This window comes from Pseudomonas aegrilactucae (assembly GCF_019168305.1).
GTDB classification, from domain to species: Bacteria; Pseudomonadota; Gammaproteobacteria; order Pseudomonadales; family Pseudomonadaceae; genus Aquipseudomonas; species Aquipseudomonas aegrilactucae.
Genome location: NZ_JAHTBI010000009.1, coordinates 47,352 through 70,600, shown reverse-complemented (window position 1 = coordinate 70,600; position 23,249 = coordinate 47,352). Strand labels below are relative to the sequence as shown.

Annotated in this window: 24 protein-coding genes and 1 other RNA gene; 19 read left to right on the top strand and 6 right to left on the bottom strand. The window is 62.6% G+C overall.

What is annotated here, in order from left to right:
- Positions 1-25: 25 nt before the first annotated feature.
- From KUO17_RS03235 to zapE, 3 genes are all read left to right on the top strand, one after another.
- Positions 26-661 carry an alpha/beta hydrolase gene (locus KUO17_RS03235; RefSeq protein WP_217973584.1) on the top strand — a complete coding sequence of 212 codons (636 nt, stop codon included), beginning with the start codon at positions 26-28 and terminating at the stop codon, positions 659-661.
- A 24-nt stretch (positions 662-685) separates the two neighbouring features.
- On the top strand, positions 686-2,035 hold the full coding sequence (locus tag KUO17_RS03230; protein WP_217973583.1) for a tryptophan--tRNA ligase: 1,350 nt from the start codon (positions 686-688) through the stop codon (positions 2,033-2,035).
- Positions 2,036-2,117: 82 nt separating this feature from the next.
- The gene (gene zapE / locus KUO17_RS03225; RefSeq protein ID WP_217973582.1) at positions 2,118-3,212 is read left to right on the top strand and encodes a cell division protein ZapE; all 1,095 of its coding nucleotides are present in this window, start codon (positions 2,118-2,120) and stop codon (positions 3,210-3,212) included.
- Positions 3,213-3,299: 87 nt separating this feature from the next.
- Here the strand turns inward: zapE and KUO17_RS03220 are convergent, their stop codons facing one another.
- Together KUO17_RS03220 and KUO17_RS03215 are read right to left on the bottom strand one after the other, a co-directional pair.
- The gene (locus KUO17_RS03220; protein WP_217973593.1) at positions 3,300-4,196 is read right to left on the bottom strand and encodes a GlxA family transcriptional regulator; all 897 of its coding nucleotides are present in this window, start codon (positions 4,194-4,196) and stop codon (positions 3,300-3,302) included.
- A 214-nt stretch (positions 4,197-4,410) separates the two neighbouring features.
- Positions 4,411-5,451 carry an NADP(H)-dependent aldo-keto reductase gene (locus KUO17_RS03215; RefSeq protein WP_217973581.1) on the bottom strand — a complete coding sequence of 347 codons (1,041 nt, stop codon included), beginning with the start codon at positions 5,449-5,451 and terminating at the stop codon, positions 4,411-4,413.
- A 247-nt stretch (positions 5,452-5,698) separates the two neighbouring features.
- On the opposite strand from KUO17_RS03215, the gene rplM reads away from it, so the two are divergent.
- The 7 genes from rplM to KUO17_RS03180 all read left to right on the top strand — a co-directional run bounded on the left by rplM (position 5,699) and on the right by KUO17_RS03180 (position 10,563).
- Positions 5,699-6,127, top strand: coding sequence for a 50S ribosomal protein L13 (gene rplM, locus KUO17_RS03210; RefSeq protein ID WP_043862045.1), 429 nt, complete (start codon positions 5,699-5,701; stop codon positions 6,125-6,127).
- Between the two features lie 14 nt (positions 6,128-6,141).
- Positions 6,142-6,534 carry a 30S ribosomal protein S9 gene (gene rpsI, locus KUO17_RS03205; RefSeq protein ID WP_163943526.1) on the top strand — a complete coding sequence of 131 codons (393 nt, stop codon included), beginning with the start codon at positions 6,142-6,144 and terminating at the stop codon, positions 6,532-6,534.
- A gap of 262 nt (positions 6,535-6,796) precedes the next feature.
- Entirely contained in the window at positions 6,797-7,390 is a 594-nt protein-coding gene (petA, locus tag KUO17_RS03200) for a ubiquinol-cytochrome c reductase iron-sulfur subunit (RefSeq protein WP_010220763.1), read from the top strand.
- Positions 7,390-8,601, top strand: coding sequence for a cytochrome b (locus tag KUO17_RS03195; protein WP_217973580.1), 1,212 nt, complete (start codon positions 7,390-7,392; stop codon positions 8,599-8,601). The genes petA and KUO17_RS03195 overlap by 1 nt, the downstream gene beginning before the upstream one ends.
- Positions 8,601-9,380, top strand: a complete 780-nt coding sequence (locus KUO17_RS03190; protein ID WP_217973579.1) for a cytochrome c1 — start codon at positions 8,601-8,603, stop codon at positions 9,378-9,380. The genes KUO17_RS03195 and KUO17_RS03190 overlap by 1 nt, the downstream gene beginning before the upstream one ends.
- Before the next feature lie 119 nt (positions 9,381-9,499).
- Entirely contained in the window at positions 9,500-10,117 is a 618-nt protein-coding gene (locus KUO17_RS03185; protein WP_163943518.1) for a glutathione S-transferase N-terminal domain-containing protein, read from the top strand.
- Positions 10,118-10,134: 17 nt separating this feature from the next.
- Complete coding sequence (locus KUO17_RS03180) at positions 10,135-10,563, top strand: ClpXP protease specificity-enhancing factor (protein WP_217973578.1); 429 nt, start codon at positions 10,135-10,137, stop codon at positions 10,561-10,563.
- 67 nt (positions 10,564-10,630) lie between these two features.
- Here the strand turns inward: KUO17_RS03180 and KUO17_RS03175 are convergent, their stop codons facing one another.
- From KUO17_RS03175 to KUO17_RS03160, 4 genes are all read right to left on the bottom strand, one after another.
- Positions 10,631-11,209, bottom strand: a complete 579-nt coding sequence (locus KUO17_RS03175; protein WP_217973577.1) for a BON domain-containing protein — start codon at positions 11,207-11,209, stop codon at positions 10,631-10,633.
- Positions 11,206-11,799: a phosphoheptose isomerase gene (locus KUO17_RS03170; RefSeq protein WP_163972395.1), complete on the bottom strand. Its 594-nt coding sequence runs from the start codon at positions 11,797-11,799 to the stop codon at positions 11,206-11,208. The genes KUO17_RS03175 and KUO17_RS03170 overlap by 4 nt, the downstream gene beginning before the upstream one ends.
- 133 nt (positions 11,800-11,932) lie before the next feature.
- Positions 11,933-12,304, bottom strand: coding sequence for a YraN family protein (locus KUO17_RS03165; protein WP_217973576.1), 372 nt, complete (start codon positions 12,302-12,304; stop codon positions 11,933-11,935).
- Entirely contained in the window at positions 12,304-14,118 is a 1,815-nt protein-coding gene (locus KUO17_RS03160; protein WP_217973575.1) for a penicillin-binding protein activator, read from the bottom strand. Before KUO17_RS03160 ends, KUO17_RS03165 begins: the two co-directional genes overlap by 1 nt.
- A 187-nt stretch (positions 14,119-14,305) precedes the next feature.
- Between KUO17_RS03160 and rsmI the strand changes: the two genes are divergently transcribed.
- From rsmI to mraY, 9 genes are all read left to right on the top strand, one after another.
- Positions 14,306-15,181: a 16S rRNA (cytidine(1402)-2'-O)-methyltransferase gene (rsmI, locus tag KUO17_RS03155; protein WP_341869579.1), complete on the top strand. Its 876-nt coding sequence runs from the start codon at positions 14,306-14,308 to the stop codon at positions 15,179-15,181.
- 67 nt (positions 15,182-15,248) lie between these two features.
- Positions 15,249-15,608: RNase P RNA component class A (gene rnpB / locus KUO17_RS03150), an RNA gene on the top strand.
- Between the two features lie 310 nt (positions 15,609-15,918).
- Positions 15,919-16,374: a division/cell wall cluster transcriptional repressor MraZ gene (gene mraZ, locus KUO17_RS03145; protein ID WP_217973573.1), complete on the top strand. Its 456-nt coding sequence runs from the start codon at positions 15,919-15,921 to the stop codon at positions 16,372-16,374.
- Entirely contained in the window at positions 16,371-17,318 is a 948-nt protein-coding gene (gene rsmH, locus KUO17_RS03140; protein WP_425274821.1) for a 16S rRNA (cytosine(1402)-N(4))-methyltransferase RsmH, read from the top strand. Before mraZ ends, rsmH begins: the two co-directional genes overlap by 4 nt.
- Entirely contained in the window at positions 17,315-17,608 is a 294-nt protein-coding gene (gene ftsL, locus KUO17_RS03135) for a cell division protein FtsL (RefSeq protein WP_217973572.1), read from the top strand. Before rsmH ends, ftsL begins: the two co-directional genes overlap by 4 nt.
- Positions 17,608-19,341 carry a peptidoglycan D,D-transpeptidase FtsI family protein gene (locus tag KUO17_RS03130; protein WP_217973591.1) on the top strand — a complete coding sequence of 578 codons (1,734 nt, stop codon included), beginning with the start codon at positions 17,608-17,610 and terminating at the stop codon, positions 19,339-19,341. Before ftsL ends, KUO17_RS03130 begins: the two co-directional genes overlap by 1 nt.
- Positions 19,341-20,807 (top strand): UDP-N-acetylmuramoyl-L-alanyl-D-glutamate--2,6-diaminopimelate ligase, encoded by a 1,467-nt coding sequence (locus KUO17_RS03125; protein WP_217973571.1) that lies wholly within the window; start codon positions 19,341-19,343, stop codon positions 20,805-20,807. The genes KUO17_RS03130 and KUO17_RS03125 overlap by 1 nt, the downstream gene beginning before the upstream one ends.
- Positions 20,800-22,167, top strand: coding sequence for a UDP-N-acetylmuramoyl-tripeptide--D-alanyl-D-alanine ligase (locus tag KUO17_RS03120; protein ID WP_217973570.1), 1,368 nt, complete (start codon positions 20,800-20,802; stop codon positions 22,165-22,167). The genes KUO17_RS03125 and KUO17_RS03120 overlap by 8 nt, the downstream gene beginning before the upstream one ends.
- Entirely contained in the window at positions 22,167-23,249 is a 1,083-nt protein-coding gene (mraY, locus tag KUO17_RS03115; RefSeq protein ID WP_217973569.1) for a phospho-N-acetylmuramoyl-pentapeptide-transferase, read from the top strand. The genes KUO17_RS03120 and mraY overlap by 1 nt, the downstream gene beginning before the upstream one ends.

The following is a 23,249-nucleotide window of genomic DNA, read 5'->3' as shown; positions in this document are numbered from 1 at the left end:
CCTCCAGAGGTCACGGAGTTCATCCTTGCTTATCCGCGAAACCCCCGTATTCATCGATGGCCCGGTTGGCCAACTGGAAGCCCTGTACCTGGAGGTCGACAGCCCGCGCGGCGTCGTCCTGCTGTGCCACCTCAACCCGGTGCAGGGTGGGACCATGACCAACAAGGTGGTCTCGATGCTGCAGCGCACCGCGCGCGATGCCGGCTACATCACCCTGCGCTTCAACTACCGCGGCGTGGGCGCCAGTGGCGGCAGCCATGACATGGGCAGTGGCGAAGTCGACGACGCCCAGGCTGTCGCCCAGTGGTTGCGCGAAAAACATCCCGAATGGCCGATGACCCTGATGGGCTTCTCCTTCGGCGGCTTTGTCGCGGCCAGCCTCGGCGGTCGGTTGGAGGCCAGGGGCGTGAGCCTCAAGCACCTGTTCATGGTCGCTCCGGCGGTGATGCGCCTGACGGACGACGATCAAGTGCCGCAAGCCTGCGAACTGAGCGTGATCCAGCCCGAAACCGATGAAGTGATCGACCCGCAGATCGTCTACGACTGGTCTGGCGCACTGCCGCGCCCCCACGAGCTGCTGAAAGTGGCAGAATGCGGGCACTTTTTTCACGGCAAGCTGACCGATCTCAAGGATCTGGTGCTGCCGCGCCTTTCGAACTGATACAAGCCTGATAAGCGATTAGCCATGACCACTCGTATCCTTACCGGTATCACCACCACGGGCACGCCACACCTTGGCAACTACGCCGGCGCCATCCGCCCGGCGATCCTTGCCAGCCGCGAGCCCGGTGTCGACTCGTTCTACTTTCTGGCCGACTACCATGCGCTGATCAAGTGCGATGACCCGCAGCGCATCCAGCGCTCGCGCCTGGAAATCGCCGCCACCTGGCTGGCCGGTGGCCTGGACCCGGAGCGCGTGACCTTCTATCGCCAGTCCGATATCCCCGAGATCCCCGAGCTGACCTGGCTGCTGACCTGTGTCGCGGCCAAGGGCCTGCTCAACCGGGCGCACGCCTACAAGGCCTCGGTGGACAAGAACGTCGAAAACGGTGAAGACCCGGATGCCGGCGTGAGCATGGGCCTGTACAGCTACCCGGTGCTGATGGCGGCCGACATCCTGATGTTCAACGCCAACAAGGTGCCGGTAGGCCGCGACCAGATCCAGCACGTGGAAATGGCCCGCGACATCGGCCAGCGCTTCAACCACCTGTTCGGCCAGGGCAAGGCGTTCTTCGCCATGCCCGAAGCGCTGATCGAGGAAAGCGTCGCCACTCTGCCGGGCCTGGACGGTCGCAAGATGTCCAAGAGCTACGACAACACCATCCCGTTGTTCACCAGCGCCAAGGACATGAAGGACGCCATTTCGCGCATCGTCACCGACTCGCGCGCGCCGGGCGAAGCCAAGGACCCGGACAATTCGCATCTGTTCACCCTGTTCCAGGCGTTCGCCAGCCAGGCCCAGGCCGAGGAATTGCGTGCCGAGCTGCTGCAAGGGCTGGGTTGGGGCGAGGCCAAGCAGCGCCTGTTCCAACTGCTCGACAGCCAGCTGAGCGAACCGCGCGAGGATTACCATCAGTTGATCGCGCGCCCTGCCGACCTGGAGGACATCCTCCTCGCCGGCGCGCAGAAGGCGCGTGCAATTGCCACGCCGTTCCTCGAGCAACTGCGCGAGGCCGTGGGCCTGCGCTCGTTCCGCAGCATCGTGCAGGCTGGTCCTGAAGTGAAGAAAAAGGCGGCCAAGGCGGCTCGCTTCGTCAGTTTCCGTGAAGAGGACGGCAGCTTTCGCTTCCGCCTGCTGTCGGCAGACGGCGAGCAGTTGCTGTTGTCGCGCACGTTTGCCGACGGCAAGGCTGCGGGCGCTGTGAGCAAGCAGTTGCAGTCGGGCCAGGCGCTGGATGTACGCGACGAAGGCCTGGGCTTCAGCCTGTGGCTGGACGGCGAGTGCGTGGCCGACGGCCCGCAGTTCGCTGATGGCGCTGCGCGCGACGCCGCCATCCAGAGCCTGCGCGTGGCCTTGCAGCCCCAGCAGGACTAACCGGTCAATCGCAAGTCTGATTGCCATTACCCGGGGCCGTCGCTACAGTGACGGCCCGCTTTTGTTGCCTTGCTAACGAATTATGACGCCCTTAGAACGATATCAAGCAGATCTGAAACGTCCCGATTTCTTCCATGACGCGGCGCAGGAAACAGCGGTGCGCCACTTGCAGCGCCTGTACGACGATCTGGTCGCGGCGCAGAACAGCAAGCCCGGCGTATTCGGCAAGCTGTTCGGCAAGAAAGAGCAGGCGCCCGTCAAGGGCCTGTACTTCTGGGGCGGCGTAGGCCGGGGCAAGACCTACCTGGTCGATACGTTCTATGAGGCCCTGCCGTTCGAGCAGAAGGTGCGTACGCACTTCCACCGCTTCATGAAGCGTGTGCACGAGGAAATGAAGACCCTCAAGGGCGAGAAGAACCCGCTGACCCTCATCGCCAAGCGGTTTTCCGACGAGGCGCGGGTGATCTGTTTCGATGAGTTCTTCGTCTCCGACATTACCGACGCGATGATTCTCGGCACCCTGATGGAGGAGCTGTTCAAGAACGGCGTGACCCTGGTGGCCACCTCCAACATCGTGCCGGACGGCCTGTACAAGGACGGCCTGCAGCGGGCGCGTTTCCTGCCGGCGATCGCGCTGATCAAGCAGAACACCGACATCGTCAACGTCGACAGCGGCGTGGACTACCGTTTGCGTCACCTGGAGCAGGCCGAACTGTTCCACTTCCCGCTCGATGAAGCCGCCCACGAAAGCCTGCGCAAGAGTTTCCGTGCGCTGACGCCTGAGTGCACCCAAGCGGTGGAAAACGACGTGCTGATGATCGAGAACCGCGAGATCCGTGCGTTGCGTACCTGCGACGACGTGGCCTGGTTCGACTTCCGCGAGCTGTGCGACGGGCCGCGCAGCCAGAACGACTATATCGAGCTGGGCAAGATCTTCCATGCGGTGCTGCTCAGCGGCGTGGAGCAGATGGGCGTGGCCACCGACGACCTGGCGCGGCGCTTCATCAACATGGTCGACGAATTCTACGACCGCAACGTCAAGCTGATCATCTCGGCGGAAGTCGAGCTCAAGGACCTGTACACCGGCGGGCGCCTGAGTTTCGAGTTCCAGCGTACCCTGAGCCGGTTGCTGGAGATGCAGTCCCACGAGTTCCTGGCGCGGGCGCACAAGCCTTAAATCGCGTCGCTGCTATCGCGGGTCAAGCCCGCTCCCGCACAGGTCTGCAGCGAACCTGTGGGAGCGGGCTTGAGCCGCGACAGGCCCTCAGGCCTCCTGCATGAACTGCTGCCGATACTGGTTGGGCGACAACTCGGTGTGCTGCCTGAACAGCCGCGCAAAGAAGCTCGCATCGTCATAGCCCACCTCGTAGCTGATGGTCTTGATGCTCTTGCGCGTCCCCGACAACAACCCCTTCGCCGTCTCGATGCGCAAGCGCTGCAGGTAGTGCAACGGCTTGTCGCCGGTTGCACTCTGGAACCTGCGCATGAAGTTGCGGATGCTCATGCCATGGTTGCGCGCCACATCCTCGAAGCGGAACTTGTCGGCGAAGTGCTCTTCCAGCCATTGCTGGATCTGCAGGATGATCAGGTCCTGATGCAGCTTCTGCCCGCCAAAGCCCATGCGCCCCGGCGTGTAGTTGCGCTGCACCTCGTAAAGAATGTCGCGGGCCACCGCCTGCGCCACATTGGCACCGCAGAAACGTTCGATCAGGTAGATGTACAGATCGCACGCCGAGGTGGTACCGCCGGCGCAGTACAGGTTGTCGGCGTCGGTGAGGTGCTTGTCCTGGTTCAGCGTCACCTGCGGGAAGCGCTCGGCGAACTGGCTGAAGAAGCGCCAGTAGGTGGTCGCCTCCTTGCCGTCGAGCAGGCCGGCCTCGGCCAGCCAGAACACCCCGCTGGCCTCGCCGCACAGCACCGCACCCCGTGCATGCTGCTCACGCAGCCACGGCAGTACCTGAGGGTAGCGCTGGCACAGGGCGTCGAAGTCGTCCCAGAAGGCCGGCAGGATGATCACATCGGCTTGTTCAAGGCCGCTGTCCACGGGGATCTGCACATCGCTGAAACTCTGCACTGGCAGGCCGTCGGGGCTCACCAGGCGGGTTTCGAACATCGGTTTCAGGCCCAGGCCCAGCTGCTTGCCGTAGCGCAGGCTGGCCAGGTGAAAGAAGTCCTTGGCCTGCATCAGGGTCGATGCGAAGACCTTGTCGATAGCCAGGATGCTGACGCGCCGCAGTGATGCGGTAGGTTGGGTAAACATCATTGTCGTTATTCTTATAGGGTAGAGTGGTCAATCACCGGCTGGATCGTCTTATTTTTTGGCGATTGTGTCTACCCTCGGTTCCCGCGCCGGGCGCGGGAACCGTTGCAGCGCTTTACGGGGCAGGGTTGGGCTGGTCCTGATGAATGGCCTCGATGGCCGCCAGCAGTTCGTCACCGAGCCTGAGTTCGGCACTGGCCAGGTTGCTGTCCAGTTGCGCAAGCGAGGTGGCGCCAATGATGTTGCTGGTCACGAACGGCTGCTGGGTGACGAACGCCAGTGCCATCTGCGCCGGGTCCAGGCCGTGCTCACGGGCCAGCGCCACGTAGCGGCTGCAGGCGGCGACGGTCTGCGGGTTGGAGTAGCGCGAGAAGCGGTTGAACAGGGTCAGGCGGCCTGTTTGCGGGCGCGCGCCGTTCTCGTACTTGCCCGACAGCATGCCGAACGCCAGTGGCGAATAGGCCAGCAGGCCGCATTGCTCGCGGATGGCGATTTCCGCCAGGCCCACTTCGAAGCTGCGATTGAGCAGGTTGTACGGGTTCTGGATCGACACCGCACGCGACCAGCCGCGGCTCTCGGCCAGTTGCAGGAACTTCATGGTGCCCCACGGCGTTTCGTTGGACAGGCCGATATGGCGGATCTTGCCGGCCTTGACCTGCTCGTCGAGCACTTCGAGGGTTTCTTCCAGCGGGGTGAAGTGATCCTGGGGCAGGTGCTGGTAGCCCAGCTTGCCGAAGAAGTTGGTGCTGCGCTCGGGCCAGTGCAACTGGTACAGGTCGATCCAGTCGGTCTGCAGGCGCTTGAGGCTGGCGTCCAGGGCCGCAACGATGTGCTGGCGGTTGTGCTTGAGCTGGCCGTCGCGAATGTGGCTGATGCCGTTGCCGGGGCCTGCCACCTTGCTGGCCAGGATCCAGTCGGCGCGGTCGCCGCGCCGGGCGAACCAGTTGCCGATGATCTGCTCGGTGGCCGAGTAGGTTTCCGGGCGCGGTGGCACCGGGTACATCTCCGCGGTATCGATGAAATTGACCCCGGCCGCCTTGGCCCGTTCGATCTGGGCGAAGCCCTCGGCCTGGTCGTTCTGCTCGCCCCAGGTCATGCTACCCAGGCACAATGCGCTCACGTTGAGGTCGGTGCGACCCAGCTGGCGATACTCCATGTCGATCTCCACGGCAAAAGAAGCATAAAAGCAGGTTGATATTTTTTCTGCAATCTGGATAATTCTGCACCTCTCTCAGCAGTGGAAGTGATGCCCCGCCGCCGAAGAATCTTGCCGAGTATTGGACGTGCTGACCCGAGCCCCCGATAGCGTCCGTATCCGGCTGCCTTTGACCTTGTCAAAGTACGCACTATTCAGTAAGATCTGCCGTCTTAAAATTGCGGGACGGCCCCTGAGGCTATAAAGAATGAAAACTTTTACTGCTAAACCCGAAACAGTAAAACGCGACTGGTTCGTCGTTGACGCTGCTGGCAAGACCCTGGGTCGTCTGGCCACCGAGATCGCGAGCCGTCTGCGTGGCAAGCACAAGCCAGAATACACCCCTCACGTTGACACCGGCGACTACATCGTCGTGATCAATGCCGAGCAGGTACGTGTCACTGGTGCCAAGACTTCGGACAAAATGTACTACTCCCACTCCGGTTTCCCGGGCGGCATCAAGGAAATCAACTTCGAGAAGTTGATTGCCAAAGCGCCTGAGCGCGTGATCGAGACCGCGGTAAAAGGCATGCTGCCGAAAAACCCGCTGGGTCGCGACATGTACCGTAAGCTGAAAGTCTATGCGGGCGCTGTACACCCTCATACTGCTCAGCAGCCCCAAGAACTGAAGATTTAACGGAATAGTTCATTATGTCGGCGACTCAAAATTACGGCACTGGCCGTCGCAAGACTGCAACCGCACGCGTTTTCCTGCGTCCGGGTACTGGCAGCATCTCCATCAACAACCGCACCCTCGAGACCTTCTTCGGTCGTGAAACCGCGCGCATGGTCGTTCGCCAGCCGCTGGAACTCACTGAAACCACCGAGAAGTTCGACATCTACGTCACCGTCATCGGTGGTGGTGTCAGCGGTCAAGCGGGCGCCATCCGTCACGGTATCACCCGTGCACTGATGCAGTACGACGAAACCCTGCGTGGCGCTCTGCGCAAAGCTGGCTTCGTTACCCGTGACGCCCGTGAAGTCGAGCGTAAGAAAGTGGGCCTGCGTAAAGCACGTAAGCGTCCTCAGTACTCCAAGCGTTAATTCGCTTCGGCGTTCAAAAAAAGCCCGGTTCCTGGTGGAACCGGGCTTTTTTTATGTCTTGAATAAAGGGGGCGCACGGGCTGTGTGACAACTTGCCGCATAGATGCAGGTCAAGTGCTATAAGGGATACAGGCTTTAGGCCAGGTAATAACCTTGTGTTAGATGGGTCTTTTCATTACCATGCGGCAAATTTTTAGCAGTTCGAAATTTACTTAGTAGATGCCTGTTGCAACAGGCCACAAAGCTGATGGGAGAGGACTGAATGAGCAATGACGGCGTCAATGCAGGCCGGCGTCGCTTCCTTGTAGCAGCCACGTCCGTGGTGGGTGCTGCAGGAGCGGTGGGGGCTGCGGTCCCGTTCGTAGGGTCATGGTTTCCCAGTGCCAAGGCGAAAGCTGCCGGTGCACCGGTCAAGGTCAACATCGCCAAGGTGGAGCCAGGTCAGCAGATGATTGCCGAGTGGCGCGGCCAGCCTGTGTTCATCGTCCGCCGCACCGAAGAGATCCTGGGCAACCTGAAGAAGATCACCGGTGACCTCTCCGATCCTGAATCCAAGGCCTCGGTCCAGCCGACATACGTCGACCCGTCGAACCGCTCGATCAAGCCGGAAATCCTCGTGCTGGTGGGCCTGTGTACCCATTTGGGCTGCTCGCCGACCTTCCGTCCCGAAGTCGCGCCCGTCGACCTGGGCCCCAAGTGGGTGGGGGGCTATTTCTGTCCGTGCCACGGTTCCCACTACGACCTCGCCGGCCGCGTCTACAAGTCCCAGCCGGCGCCGCTCAATCTGCCAGTGCCGCCGCACTCGTACGAGTCGGATGACATCATTGTCGTCGGCGTCGATCAGGAGAACGCGTGATGAGTAAGTTCATGGATTGGGTTGACGCCCGCTTCCCCGCCACCAAGATGTGGGAAGACCACCTGAGCAAGTACTACGCACCGAAGAACTTCAACTTCTTCTATTTCTTCGGCTCCCTGGCCCTGCTGGTACTGGTCAACCAGATCGTGACCGGTGTGTGGCTGACCATGAGTTTCACGCCGTCGGCCGAAGAGGCGTTCGCCTCGGTCGAAGGCATCATGCGTGATGTGCAATACGGCTGGATCCTGCGCTACCTGCACTCTACCGGTGCGTCGGCGTTCTTCGTCGTGGTCTACCTGCACATGTTCCGCGGGCTGCTGTACGGCTCCTACCAGAAGCCGCGTGAGCTGGTGTGGCTGTTCGGTATGCTGATCTACCTGGCGCTGATGGCCGAGGCCTTCATGGGCTACCTGCTGCCCTGGGGTCAGATGTCGTACTGGGGTGCCCAGGTGATCATTTCGCTGTTCGGTGCCATCCCGCTGATCGGTGACGACCTTACCCAGTGGATCCGTGGCGACTACCTGATCTCGGGTATTACCCTGAACCGCTTCTTTGCCCTGCACGTGGTTGCGCTGCCGATCGTGATCCTGGGCCTGGTGGTGCTGCACATTCTGGCGTTGCACGAAGTGGGGTCGAACAACCCCGATGGTGTCGACATCAAGAAGAAAAAAGACGAAAACGGCATTCCGCTGGACGGCATTCCGTTCCACCCGTACTACACCGTCAAGGACATCGTCGGCGTGGTCGTGTTCCTGTTCGTGTTCTGTCTGATTGTGTTCTTCTTCCCGGAAATGGGCGGCTACTTCCTGGAAAAACCCAACTTCGAACAGGCCAACGCCTTCAAGACCCCCGAGCACATCGCGCCGGTGTGGTACTTCACGCCGTTCTACGCGATCCTGCGTGCGGTCCCCGACAAGCTGCTTGGCGTCATCGCCATGGGGGCAGCCATTGCGGTGCTGTTCGTACTGCCCTGGCTTGACCGTAGCCCGGTCAAGTCGATGCGCTACAAGGGCTGGATGAGCAAGGTCTGGCTCTGGGTGTTCTGCATTTCCTTCGTGATCCTGGGTGTGCTCGGCGTGCTGGCGCCAACCCCGGGCCGCACGTTGCTGTCGCAGGTATGTACCTTCCTGTATTTCGCCTACTTCATTCTGATGCCGTTCTACACCAGGCTCGAGAAGACCAAACCGGTTCCGGAAAGGGTGACTGGCTGATGAAAAAGCTATTTGCAGTATTGATCCTGGCAGTGATGCCTGCGTTGACCTTTGCCGCCGAGCACGGCCTGGAGCTGGACAAGGTCGACATCGACCTGTCCGACAAGGCTGCCATGCAGGACGGTGCCCGTACCTTTGCCAACTATTGCATGGGTTGCCATAGCGCCAAGTTCCAGCGTTACGAGCGCGTGGCCGATGACCTGGGCATTCCCCACGAGCTGATGCTCGAGAAGTTGGTGTTCACCGGTGCCAAGATTGGCGATCACATGAACATCGGCATGCAACCCAATGATGCCAAGGCCTGGTTCGGCGCTGCGCCGCCCGACCTGACCCTGGTGGCACGGGTACGCGGCAACGACTGGTTGTACAGTTACCTGCGCGCCTTCTACGAGGACCCTTCACGGCCATGGGGTGTGAATAACAAGGTCTTCCCCAACGTGGGCATGCCAAACGTCCTGGCAGGCCTGCAGGGGCGTCAGGTGGTCGGTTGCAAGCAGGTGCAGACCGTGGTCGAGGGCAAGAAGCAGTTCGACCCGCTGACCGGCACCCCCTTGACCCATGAGGCCTGTGACCAGCTGACCATCGTGCCGAAATCCGGTACCCTGACGGACGAGCAGTTCGACGAGAAGGTCAAGAACCTGGTGACCTTCCTGGCGTATTCGGCCAACCCGGTCAAGCTCGAAAGCCAACGCATCGGTACTTACGTGTTGCTGTACCTGGCCTTCTTCTTTGTGTTCGCCTACCTGCTCAAGCGCGAATACTGGAAGGACGTGCACTGATCACAGCGTAATTTCTGGTAGTTTAACGCGCGCCCTGGGGCCTCTTCGCGACATGAAGGGGCCTTCAGGGCGCGTTTGCATTTGTAATTTCATAATTTCAACACGCGAGGAGGACCCCCATGGGCGTGACCAATCGGTTAGCCTGCTACTCCGACCCCGCTGATCATTATTCTCATCGGGTGCGCATCGTTCTCGCCGAGAAAGGTGTCAGCGTCGAGATCATCAGTGTCGAAGCCGGGCGCCAGCCGCCCAAGCTGCTGGAGGCCAATCCGTATGGCAGCGTACCGACTCTGGTGGACCGTGACCTGGCGCTGTATGAATCGACGGTCGTGATGGAATACCTCGACGAGCGTTATCCGCATCCGCCCCTGTTGCCGGTGTACCCGGTAGCGCGGGCCAACAGTCGTCTGCTGATTCACCGTATCCAGCGTGACTGGTGTTCGCTGGTTGACCTGATTCTCGATCCGCGCAGCAAGGAAGCTGCCCGTGTGCAGGCGCGCAAGGAGCTGCGCGAGAGCCTTACCGGGGTCTCGCCGCTGTTCGCCGACAAGCCTTGTTTCCTCAGTGAGGAGCAAAGTCTGGTTGATTGTTGTCTATTGCCCATACTGTGGCGTTTGCCGGTATTGGGTATCGAATTGCCGCGGCCTGCCAAGCCGTTGCTTGACTATATGGAGCGCCAGTTTGCCCGAGAAGCCTTCCAGGCAAGTCTGTCCGCTGCTGAACGTGATATGCGTTAGGTTTTAAGGAGCTGTTGATGAACTCCAGTCGTCCGTATCTGGTGCGTGCTTTGTATGAATGGATCGTGGACAACGATTGCACGCCGCACATGCTGGTCAATGCCGAGTACCCTGCGGTGCAGGTGCCACAAGGGTTTGCCAGTGATGGCCAGATCGTTTTGAACGTTTCGCCCAATGCCGTGCGGCATTTGCACATGGACAACGAGGCCGTGAGCTTCGAGGGGCGTTTCGGTGGGGTAGCCCACACGCTGTATGTGCCGGCCGGCGCGATTCTGGGCATCTATGCCCGTGAGAATGGCCAGGGCATGGTGTTCGAGCTCGAGCCGCCGCTGATGGAGGATGACGAGCTTGAAGAAGAGGGTGTGGAGCCTGATGACGATGGCCCGCCTGCGGGCGGCCAGCCACCGCGCCCCAGCGGCAGGCCGAGTCTGAAAGTGGTGAAATGAAAAAAGGCGACCTCAGGGTCGCCTTTTTTGTGGCCCTTCGCTGGCTTGGCAGCGAAGGGGGGTGAGGTCAGTCGATGTACTCGAACAGCTTCACGATCTTCTGCACGCCAGACACGCCCTGTACCAGGCTGGTGGCCTGGTTGGCTTCCTGCTGAGTCAGCAGGCCCAGCAGGTAGACGATGCCGTTCTCGGTCACGACCTTGATCCGCGAGCCGGGGATGCTGTTGTCCGCCAGCATCTGGGTCTTGATCTTGGTGGTCAGCCAGGCGTCGTTGTTGCGCGCCAGCAGCGAGGAGGGCTGCAGCACCTGCAGTTCGTTGTGCACGCGCTTGACCCGCTGAACCTGCCCGGCGGTCTGTTCGGCCAGGCTCTTGAGGTCGGCGCGCGGGGTCTGCCCGGCCAGCAGCACGATACCGTTGAAGCTGGTCACGACGATATGCGAGTTGCTGTCCAGGTCAGGGCTGGCCTTGGCAATGTTGACGGCAACCTTGGTCTCGATCAGCGAATCGTCGATCTTGCTGCCAAAGGTGCGGGTGCCCCGATCGTCCTCGATCGGTTTTTCACGGCTGGCGGTGATCACCGAGCTGCAGCCGGTGAGGCTCAGGCACAGGGTCAGGGCCATCAGGCCGAGGCGATTAGGGGTCATTCTTCACTCCCGAACAATTGGCTGTCGATCAAGTCGCAAAGGCAGTGGATCGCCAGCAGGTGGACTTCCTGGATACGTGCGGTGACATTGGCCGGTACGCGAATCTCGACATCCTCGGGTAGCAGCAGCGACGCCATGCCGCCGCCATCGCGTCCGGTCAGAGCTACGACAATCATTTCGCGATCATGTGCGGCCTGGATCGCCTGAATAATGTTTGCCGAGTTGCCGCTGGTCGAAATGGCCAGCAGGACATCGCCCGGTTGGCCCAGGGCGCGGATCTGCTTGGAGAAGATCTCGTTGTAGCTGTAGTCGTTGGCGATCGAGGTGATCGTCGAGCTGTCGGTGGTCAGTGCGATGGCCGGCAGGCTCGGGCGCTCGCGCTCGAAGCGGTTGAGCAGTTCGGAGGAGAAGTGCTGGGCATCGCCGGCCGAGCCGCCGTTGCCGCAGGCAAGAATCTTGCGCTCGGTCAGCAGTGCGTTGACCATCACCTGACTGGCTTGCTCGATGTGTGGTGCAAGGACTTCCATCGCCTGTTGCTTGGTGTTGATGCTGGCCTGGAATAGCTGGCGAATTCGGGATTGCATGTCCATCTGTGTGACCTTAAGTGGGGCGGCTGGTCGGGCGTGTCGCAAAACCTGAAGGCCTTGCGGCACATGACTGTGCAGCCCGCGAAACAAAGAGCAAAAAAGTTGAGTGGGTAACGCATGCATCAAGCGGGCGGGTTCAACTGTCGAAGGCGTTTTTCAGCCAGTCCAGTGGTGTGCCTGAATGGCCGCGGCCTTGCAGGGCAATCACGTCGAAACGACAGGGCTGATTGGCCCAGCGGGTTTCCTTCTGCAGAAAATACTGGGCAGCAAGCACCAGTTTTTGCTGTTTGCGGTTATCGACACTGGCCAGTGCTCCGCCAAAGCCCGCATGCAGCCGGTAACGGACTTCGACGAATACTACTGTATCGCCGTCGAGCATGACCAGATCAAGCTCGCCGCGTTTGCATCGCCAGTTCTGCGCCAGCAACTGCAGGCCCTGCGCCTGAAGGTAGTGCAGGGCTTGCTGTTCTGCCGCGTTGCCGGCGGCCTGGCGAGAGCCGTCGGGCATCAGCGCGGGGTGTCGGGCAGGCGTTTGACCTGACCGCCGGCAAACTCGGCCCACGGCAATTGACGCTCGATGCGCTGGTTCGGGTTCATGCTCAGGCTGCCGGACAGGCCCTCGATGCGGTTGTCTGGCAGTGCCTTGAGCTGGCCCAGGCGTGGCGCCAGGCTGTAGGCGTCGGCGCCCATGGCGTACAGGCGGCCGAGGCTGCCGGCGGCTTGCGGCCACTGGCGCACGACCTGCTGGCGCAGGCTGTTGCCGTTGTCCAGCAACCAGGGTGTTTCGCAGAAGCGGATGCCGGCCATGTCGTTGTAGGCATTGACGTCGCCGGAGGCGCTGTACACGCTGGAAATGGCATACACCGGCACATCGCCTGCGTACTGGAAGTTCAGTGTCGGCTTGATCTGCTGTGCCTGCGTGGGGGTGGCGGCGAGGAAGATGAAGTCGATGTCCTGGCGGCGCGACGGCTGGGACGAAACGTTGCCGCCCACGGTGTTCTGCAGGCTCTTGGCGCGGCCTTCGCTCTGGCGCAGCTGGAACAGGTCGGCGATCTGCTGGGCCAGTGCCACCGGCTGGGTCACGTGGGCGGCGGCGATCAGGGTGCCGCCCTTGGCTTCCCAGTCCTGGCGGAAGGCCTTGAGTACACGGTCGCCCCATTCGCCACTTGGCACCATGGCCACGGCGCGGCGCATGCCGTCGGCGTGGGCGCGGCGCGAGACTTCGCGGGCTTCGTCTTCTGCCGCCAGGCCGAACTGGAACAGTTGCGCCGGGCCGGTCTGGCCGGCATCGCTGTAGTTCAGGGCCAGGGTGGTGATCGGCAGTTGCGGGTAGGCGCTCAGCTGTTTGACCAGGTTTTTCTCCAGCGGGCCGACAACCAGCTGCACGCCGGAAGCCTGGGCCTTGCGGTAGAAGTCATCCAGTGAGGTCAGGCGGGAGCTGTCGAACACTTCGATCGCCGGTGGTTTCTGGCCGGCCTGCTGGGCCTGGAAGTGTGCGGCCATGAAGCCGTCGCGCAGTGCACGGGCGACGCCTGCCAGGCTGCCTTCCTGGGGCAGCAGCAGGGCGATCCTGGTCAGGGGCTGGCTGGCCAGCTCCTTGAGTTTGACCAGGGCCTGCGGCAGTTGCTGGGCTGCAGGGTGATCGGCGTGCTGGCTGCGCCAGATTTCGATGGCGGCCTGTTGCTGCTCCAGGGTACCGGCGCTTTTCACGGCCAGGGCCAGGCTGGTCCAGCCGGCCAGGGTGTCGGTGCCGGTGCCTTGCAACTGCTCGGTCGGCAGCGAGGCGACCAGGGTCCAGATGGCGTCGTTGTTGGCGCTGGCGCTTGTACCGCTGAGCAGTGGCGCCATGGCCACGCGTTGCTGGGCGGCGGCGAGGGGCTGGCCGTCGGCTTCCAGTGCGGCGGCATGTACGTTGCGGGTGCGTACCTGCTGATCGGCCGGCAGTTCGTCCAGGCGTGCCAGGCTCGGGTGGCTCAGGGCTGCCACGGCAGCCTTGGGCTGCTTGCGGCTCATGGCCAGTTCTGCGCTCAGGGTGCTGGCGAAGACCTGTTGGGCCGGCTTGAGGGTGTCGATCGACACCTGTTCGAGAATGCGCGAGGCGCGCGCGTTGTCTTTCTGGCGGTAGGCCAGGTCGGCAGCGCTCAGGCGCAGCAGTGCAGCCTTTTCCGGCGTCTTGCTGGTGGCGGCCTGGTCGAGCAGTTGCTCGATGCTGGCGTCGGGTGTGCGCGGCAGCTCGCCCAGGCTGGACGAGGGCGAACTGGCGCAGGCTGCCAGCAGGGCAGCGAGGCAGAGGGCTGAGAGCAGCCGCAGGCAAGCGATCATGTAAAAATCCTGTTACTCGATCAAATTAACCTGCAATTGTACCCAAGCGCTGGCCGGGGCGCGATCTTGCTGGCGTGAATCCTTCAATATAGGTCGTGCCGGGCGCATGTGTCGCCGCCGCAGGTAACGCATTATTGCGGTCTTACGGGCTACAATGGCGCTTTGATCTCTACGACAGGTGTGTGCTGTGACCGATGCTTCAGGTGCTTCCAATTCCACTGCCGGCAAGCTTTATGTGGTGGCCACACCCATCGGCAACCTGGACGACATGAGTGCACGGGCCCTGAAAGTGCTGCGCGAAGCGGCGCTGATCGCAGCCGAAGACACCCGCCATTCCATCCGTCTGCTGCAGCATTTCGGCATCAACACCCCATTGGCCGCCTGCCACGAACACAACGAGCGCGAGGAGGGCAGCCGCTTCATTACCCGCCTGCTGGCCGGTGATGCGGTGGCGCTGATTTCCGATGCTGGCACACCGCTGATCTCCGACCCGGGCTACCACCTGGTACGCCAGGCACGCGCGGCAGGTATCGAGGTGGTGCCGGTGCCGGGGGCCTGTGCGTTGATCGCGGCGCTGTCGGCGGCGGGCCTGCCTTCGGACCGCTTCATCTTCGAGGGGTTTCTTCCGGCCAAGGCAGTGGGGCGTCGTGCACGCCTGAGTCAGGTCAAGGAAGAGCCGCGCACGCTGATCTTCTATGAAGCACCGCACCGCATTCTGGAGTGCCTGCAAGACATGGAAAGCGTGTTCGGTGGCGAGCGGCCAGCGCTGCTGGCGCGTGAACTGACCAAGACCTTCGAGACGCTCAAGGGCTTGCCATTGGCGCAGTTGCGAGCTTTTGTCGAGGCCGACAGCAATCAGCAGCGTGGCGAGTGCGTGGTGCTGGTGGCTGGCTGGGCGGCGCCGGAGAGTGACGAGGCGGTCAGCAGTGAAGTGATGCGCGTGCTGGACCTGCTGCTGGCAGAAATGCCGCTCAAGCGGGCGGCAGCCCTGGCGGCGGAAATCACCGGGGTGCGCAAGAATGTCTTGTATCAAATCGCGCTGGAGAAACAGAAAGGCCACTGATGTCATAATGGCATTGTTTGTTTTATCGCTTGTTCTCCAGGCGCTCTGCCGTTAACCTTTGCGGCGGAGAGTCGATTGGACAGTCGCTGCCTTCTTTTGTTCCGCAAAAGAGGGGGGAGGAAAGTCCGGGCTCCATAGGGCAGAGTGCCAGGTAACGCCTGGGGGGCGCGAGCCTACGGAAAGTGCCACAGAAAATAACCGCCTAAGCGCTTCGGTGCCGGTAAGGGTGAAAAGGTGCGGTAAGAGCGCACCGCACGACTGGCAACAGTTCGTGGCTAGGTAAACCCCACTCGGAGCAAGACCAAATAGGGTTCCATATGGCGCGGCCCGCGTTGGAGCCGGGTAGGTTGCTAGAGGCGTCCAGTGATGGCCGTCGTAGAGGAATGACTGTCCTCGACAAAACCCGGCTTACAGATCGACTCTCCACCTCTTTTCCCTCCCTGCTTGATTCGATAGCAGACCTGTCTTGGTAATACCAAAAAAATCTTACTCTTGATAAATCACTTTAACTTTGCACGCTATCCGTTTGAGTGCTTTTGCGTTTCCCCGTCAAAACCCCCTCCGATTTATCCCTTCTTGTCGTCTTGTTGCGCTAAATCTCCGATCTGTAAGGGTTTTCCTTATAAGCGCGCCTTGACGGTGTGGTAGGCGGATTCCTATAGTGTGCGCAAGTGGCGGAAAGTGGCATGAAGTGGGTTTTCAGACACAAAAAAGCTAACATTTAGGGAAGTGCAGCCGTGTTTCGCGGAGCCAACGCAATCAACCTCGACGCAAAGGGTCGTCTCGCCATGCCGAGCCGGTACCGTGACGAGCTCGATTCGCGCAGTTCCGGGCAGTTGATCGTGACGATCGACGCGGTTGACCCCTGCTTGTGTGTGTACCCGCTGGATGAATGGGAACTGATCGAAGCCAAGCTGCGCGCCTTGCCGTCGTTACGCGAAGAGAACCGTCGCCTGCAGCGCCTGCTGATCGGCAATGCGGTGGATCTGGAGCTCGACGGCAGTGGGCGTTTTCTGGTGCCGCCGCGCTTGCGCGACTACGCCAGGCTCGACAAGCGGGCGATGCTGGTGGGGCAACTGAACAAATTCCAACTGTGGGACGAGGACGCCTGGAACGCTGTATCTGCAGCGGACCTGGCGGCCATTCAACAACCGGGCGCGATGCCTGATGAACTGCGTGATTTGATCCTGTGACTATAGATAGCGGCTTTAAACACATCACCGTACTGCTGGACGAAGCCGTCGAGGCTCTCGCCGTACGCGCCGATGGCTGCTATCTGGATGGCACCTTCGGTCGCGGCGGGCACAGCCGGTTGATTCTCCAGCACCTCGGGCCGCAGGGCCGGCTGCTGGGGTTCGACAAGGACCCTCAAGCGATTGCCACCGGGCAAGCGCTGGCGGCCGAAGACGGCCGCTTTGTCATTGTGCAGCGCAGTTTTGCCGAGCTGGGCGAGGAAGTCGCCGAGCGCGGCCTGGCCGGCAAGGTCAATGGCATTCTGCTCGACCTGGGCGTGTCGTCGCCGCAGCTCGATGACCCCGAGCGTGGCTTCAGTTTCATGAACGACGGCCCGCTGGACATGCGCATGGACCCGAGCCGCGGCGTCAGCGCGGCCGAGTTCATTGCCAGCGCACCGGCCGAGGAAATCGCCCGCGTGTTCAAGGAATACGGTGAAGAGCGTTTTGCCAGGCGCATGGCCAACGCCGTGGTGGCGCGCCGTGAGCAGCAGCCGTTCACGCGTACCGCCGACCTTGCCGAAGTGCTCAAGGTCGCCAACCCCGCCTGGGAAAAGGGCAAGAACCCGGCCACCCGTGCCTTCCAGGGCCTGCGCATTCACGTCAACAACGAACTGGGCGATCTTGAGGCCGGGCTCCAGGCGGCGCTCGATACCCTCGAGGTCGGCGGCCGGCTGGTGGTGATCAGCTTCCATTCGCTCGAAGACCGCATCGTCAAGCTGTTCATGCGCAAGCTGGCCAAGGGCGAGGCCGACAACCTGCCGCGCAACCTGCCGGTGCAGCACACGCCCTTCGACCCCAGGATCAAGGTGCACGGCAAGGCGCAGTTTGCCTCCGACGCCGAGCTCAAGGCCAACCCGCGCTCGCGTAGCGCGGTCATGCGTGTGGCGGAGAAGCTGCGGTGAGCAGGCTTTTCGCCAAGCCTTTGCCAGGCGGAAGCTTCCTGATGCTTCTGCTGTTTGTCGGCGTGCTGGTTTCGGCCATCGCCGTGTCGTACAGCGCGCACTGGAACCGTCAGTTGCTCAATACCCTGTACGGCGAGCTCAGCGAGCGCGACAAGGCGCAAGCCGAGTGGGGCCGGTTGATTCTGGAACAGAGCACCTGGACCGCCCACAGCCGTATCGAGAACCTGGCCAGCGAGCAGTTGCACATGCGCATTCCTGCCGCTGACGAAGTGCGGATGGTGGCGCCATGATGAAACTCGAGGGCGCGCTCTACCCGTGGCGGTTCCGCGTGGTGATCGGCCTGCTGGCGATCATGGTGGGCGCCATCGCCTGGCGCATCGTCGACCTGCAAGTGGTTGATCGCGACTTCCTCAAGGGCCAGGGCGATGCCCGCAGCCTGCGCCACATTCCGATTCCTGCGCACCGTGGCCTGATCACTGACCGCAATGGCGAGCCGCTGGCGGTGAGTACGCCGGTCACCACCCTGTGGGCCAACCCCAAGGAAATGCAGGCCGCCAAGGACCGCTGGCCGGCCCTGGCCGCTGCGCTCAAGCAGAACCCGCAGCAGTTGAGTGAGCGTCTCGAGCAGCAGGCCAACAAGGAATTCATCTACCTGGTGCGGGGCCTGACCCCGGAGCAGGGTCAGGTCGTGCTCGACCTCAAGGTGCCGGGTGTGTACGGCATCGAAGAGTTCCGCCGCTTCTACCCGGCCGGCGACGTGGCCGCGCACATGGTCGGCTTCACCGACCTGGACGACCATGGCCGCGAGGGCGTGGAGCTGGCCTATGACGAGTGGCTGGCCGGGGTGCCCGGCAAGCGTCAGGTGATCAAGGACAGGCGAGGCCGTCTGATCAAGGACATCCAGGTGACCAAAAACGCCAAGGCCGGAAAGACCTTGGCGTTGTCCATCGACCTGCGTCTGCAATACCTGGCCACCCGCGAGCTGCGCAATGCGATTGCCGAGCAGGAAGCCAAGGCGGGCAGCCTGGTGATCATGGACGTCAAGACCGGCGAAGTGCTGGCCATGGTCAACCAGCCGACCTACAACCCCAACAACCGTCGCAGCATGTTCCCGGCTGCCATGCGTAACCGCGCGATCATCGACGTGTTCGAGCCTGGCTCGACGGTCAAGCCGTTCTCCATGAGTGCTGCGCTGCAAAGCGGGCGCTGGAAGCCCACCGACAAGGTCGAGGTGTACCCGGGTACCTTGCAGTTGGGGCGCTACACCATTCGCGACGTGTCCAAGAGCGAGGGCCCGATCCTCGACCTGACCGGCATCCTGATCAACTCCAGTAACGTGGGCATGAGCAAGATCGCCTTCGATATCGGTGGCGAGTCGATCTACCGCGTGATGTCGCAGCTGGGCCTGGGCCAGTACACCGGCCTGGGCTTCCCGGGCGAGCGCGTGGGCAACCTGCCCAACCACCGCGAGTGGCGCAAGGCCGAGACCGCGACCCTGTCGTACGGTTACGGCCTGTCGGTGACCGCGTTGCAGCTGGTGCATGCCTACGCGGCCCTGGCCAACGACGGCAAGATGGTGCCACTGAGCATTCTGAAGGTCGACAAGGAACCCGAATCGACGCAAGTGGTGCCCAAGGAAACCGCCGAAACCATCCAGGCCATGCTGCAGCAGGTGATCGAAGCCCCGCGTGGCGTGTTCCGTGCCCAGGTGCCGTCGTACCACGTCGGCGGCAAGAGTGGTACCGCGCGCAAGGCGACCGTGGGCTCCAAGGGCTACACCGAAAACGCCTACCGTTCGCTGTTCACCGGCTTCGGGCCGATGAGCGACCCGCGTTACGCCATCGTCGTGGTGATCGACGAGCCGAGCAAGGGCGGCTACTTCGGTGGCCTGGTGTCCGCGCCGGTCTTCAGCAAGGTCATGTCCGGCACCCTGCGTCTCATGAATGTGCCGCCAGACAACCTGCCGGCACCCACTCCAGCGCAGCAGGCCGATGCTGCCCCCGCCAAGGGAGGGCGCGGTTGATGACGATGCCATTGAGTAAGCTGTTTGCCCTGAGCGGCAGCAACGACCCGTTGATCCGCGAGCTGACCCTGGACAGCCGCAGCGTGCGTGCCGGAGACCTGTTCCTGGCGGTGCCGGGTGCGCGCGTGGACGGTCGTGAGCACATTGCCGACGCGCTCAAGCGCGGCGCGGCGGCGGTGGCCTATGAAGTGAACGGTGCCACCGTGCTGCCGATCACCGACGTGCCGCTGATCCCGGTCAAGGGCCTGATCGCCCAGCTGTCCGATATCGCCGGGCGCTTCTATGGCGAGCCGAGCCGCCAGCTCGAACTGATCGGCGTGACCGGCACCAACGGCAAGACCAGCGTGACCCAGTTGGTGGCGCAGGCGCTGGACCTGCTGGGCCAGCACTGCGGCCTGATCGGCACGCTGGGTACCGGGTTCTATGGTTCGCTGCAGAGCGGCCGCCTGACCACTCCCGACCCGATCGCGGTGCAGGCGACCCTCAACGACCTGAAAAAGGCCGGGGCCAAGGCCGTGGCCATGGAAGTGTCGTCCCATGCGCTGGAGCAGGGCCGCGTGGCGGCGCTGGCGTTCGACATCGTGGTGATGACCAACCTGTCGCGCGACCACCTGGACTACCACGGCAGCATGCAGGCCTATCAGGCCGCCAAGGCGCGCCTGTTCAGCTGGCCGAACCTGCGCTGCCGTGTGGTCAACCTCGACGACGCGTTCGGTCGTGAGCTGGCGGCTGAAGGCGGCGAGTCGCGCCTGACCAGCTACAGCCTGAGCAACCCTGACGCCTCGCTGTATTGCCGCGACGCGCGCTTCGACGACGATGGCGTGCGGGCCGTGCTGGTCACCGCACAGGGCGAGCACATGCTGCGCAGCCGCCTGCTCGGCCGCTTCAACCTGAGCAATCTGCTGGCTGCGGTCGGCACGCTGATGGCGATGGATTACCCGCTGGACGATATTCTGAAAGTCACCGCGCAGCTCGAAGGCCCGGTAGGCCGCATGCAACGCCTGGGCGGCGGCCGCAAGCCGCTGGTGGTGGTGGATTATGCCCACACCCCAGACGCCCTGGAAAAAGTACTCGAAGCCCTGCGCCCGCACGCCCGCGGCCAACTGCAGTGCCTGTTCGGCTGTGGCGGTGACCGTGATCGCGGCAAGCGCCCGCTGATGGCTGAAGTGGCCGAGCGCCTGGCCGACCGCGTGCTGGTCACCGACGACAACCCGCGCAGCGAAGACCCGCAGCAGATCTTCGCCGACATTCGCCCGGGCTTCGTGCGCAATCAAAGCGTCGAGTTCATCGCCGGTCGTGGCCAGGCCATTGCCCACCTGATCGCCAGCGCCAAGGCCGACGATGTCATCGTGCTGGCAGGCAAGGGTCACGAGGATTACCAGGAGATCAATGGCCAGCGCCATGACTTCTCCGACCTGGTCGAGGCCGAGAAAGCCCTGGCCGCCTGGGAGGCCGAACATGCTTGAGCCGCTTTCGCTGAGCCAGCTGGCAGCGCCGCTGCAAGGGCGCGTGCACGGCGCCGACGCGACCTTCACCGGTGTCAGCATCGACAGCCGCGCGATTGTCGCCGGTCAACTGTTCGTCGCGCTGGCCGGGCCGCGCTTCGATGGCCATGATTACCTGAACGAGGTCGCCGCCAAAGGTGCCGTCGCCGCGCTGGTCGAGCGCGAAGTGCCCAACACCACGCTGGCGCAACTGGTCGTGGCCGACTGCCGCTTGGCCCTGGGCCAGCTGGGCGCGCTCAACCGTGCCGGGTTCACCCGGCCGGTCGCTGCCATCACCGGCTCCAGCGGCAAGACCACGGTCAAGGAGATGCTCGCCAGCATCCTGCGCACCCGCGGCCCGGTACTGGCCACCCGCGGCAACCTGAACAACGACCTCGGTGCACCGCTGACCCTGCTCGAGATCGGCCCGGAACATACTGCCGCGGTCGTCGAGCTGGGGGCGTCGCGCCTGGGTGAAATCGCGTACACCGTGGGCCTGACCAAGCCCCAGGTGGTACTGATCAACAACGCCGGCACCGCGCATGTGGGCGAGTTCGGCGGGCCGGAGAAAATCGTCGAAGCCAAGGGCGAGATCCTCGAGGGTCTGGTTCAGGATGGCGTGGCCGTATTGAACCTTGATGACAAGGCGTTCGGCACCTGGAAGCAGCGCGCCGGTGCCCATCGCGTGGTCACCTTTGCCCTGGCCGACAGCCGCGCCGACTTCCATGCCGCCGATATCAGCCACGATGAACGCGGCTGCCCAGGCTTCGAGCTGCGCTGCCCGTTGGGCAACGCCCGCGTCCAGCTCAACCTGCTGGGCACTCACAACGTCAGCAATGCCCTGGCGGCAGCGGCTGCGGCGCAGGCCTTTGGTCTGACGCTGGACGGTATTGTCGCCGGCCTGAACGCCGTGCAACCGGTCAAGGGCCGCACGGTGGTGCAGATCGCGCCCGGCGGTGCGCGCGTGATCGATGACAGTTACAACGCAAACCCCACCTCCATGTGCGCTGCCGTTGATATACTCGCCGGCTTTTCCGGCCGCACCGTCCTGGTGCTCGGGGATATCGGCGAGTTGGGCCAGTGGGCCGAAGAAGGACACCGCCAGGTAGGCGAGTACGCCAGAGGCAAGGTAGCGGCACTCTACGCCGTGGGCCCCATGATGGCCCATGCCGTCAAGGCGTTTGGCAAAGATGCCCATCATTTCGCTACTCAAGCTGACCTGATCGACGCCGTTCGCGTTGAGCAGGCCACCAACACCACTATTTTGATCAAGGGTTCGCGCAGCGCTGCGATGGAAAACGTCGTGGCGGCCTTGTGCGGTTCCAGCGGGGAGAAACATTAATGCTGCTGCTGCTGGCTGAGTATCTGCAACAGTTCTACAAAGGCTTCGCGGTCTTTCAGTACCTGACCCTGCGCGGGATTCTGGGTGTGCTGACCGCGTTGTCGCTGGCCCTGTGGCTGGGCCCCTGGATGATCCGTACCCTGCAGATTCGCCAGATCGGTCAAGCCGTGCGCAATGACGGCCCGCAATCGCACCTGTCCAAGTCCGGCACCCCGACCATGGGCGGTGCGCTGATCCTCTCGGCCATTGGCGTGAGCACGCTGCTGTGGGCCGACCTGAGCAACCGCTATGTGTGGGTGGTGCTGATCGTCACCCTGCTGTTCGGCGCAGTGGGTTGGGTGGACGACTACCGCAAGGTGATCGAAAAGAACTCGCGCGGGCTGCCAAGCCGCTGGAAGTACTTCTGGCAATCGGTGTTCGGCCTGGGCGCGGCAATCTTCCTGTACATGACTGCACCGACCAGCGTGGAAACCACCCTGATCGTGCCGATGCTCAAGGATGTCACCATCCCGCTGGGCGTTGGCTTCGTGGTGCTGACCTATTTCGTCATCGTCGGCTCGAGCAACGCGGTCAACCTGACCGACGGCCTCGATGGCCTGGCGATCATGCCAACCGTGATGGTCGGTGGCGCGCTGGGCATCTTCTGCTACCTGTCGGGTAACGTGAAGTTTGCCGAATACCTGCTGATCCCCTACGTGCCCGGTGCCGGCGAGCTGATCGTGTTCTGCGGCGCGCTGATCGGCGCGGGCCTGGGCTTCCTGTGGTTCAACACCTACCCGGCGCAGGTGTTCATGGGCGACGTCGGCGCGCTGGCGCTGGGCGCGGCACTGGGCACCATCGCGGTGATCGTGCGCCAGGAAATCGTGCTGTTCATCATGGGCGGTGTGTTCGTGATGGAGACCCTGTCGGTAGTGATCCAGGTGGCCTCCTTCAAGTTGACCGGCAAGCGTGTATTTCGCATGGCACCGATCCACCACCACTTTGAACTCAAGGGTTGGCCCGAGCCTCGGGTGATCGTCCGCTTCTGGATCATCACCGTGATTCTCGTGCTGTTCGGCCTTGCCACCCTGAAACTGAGGTAG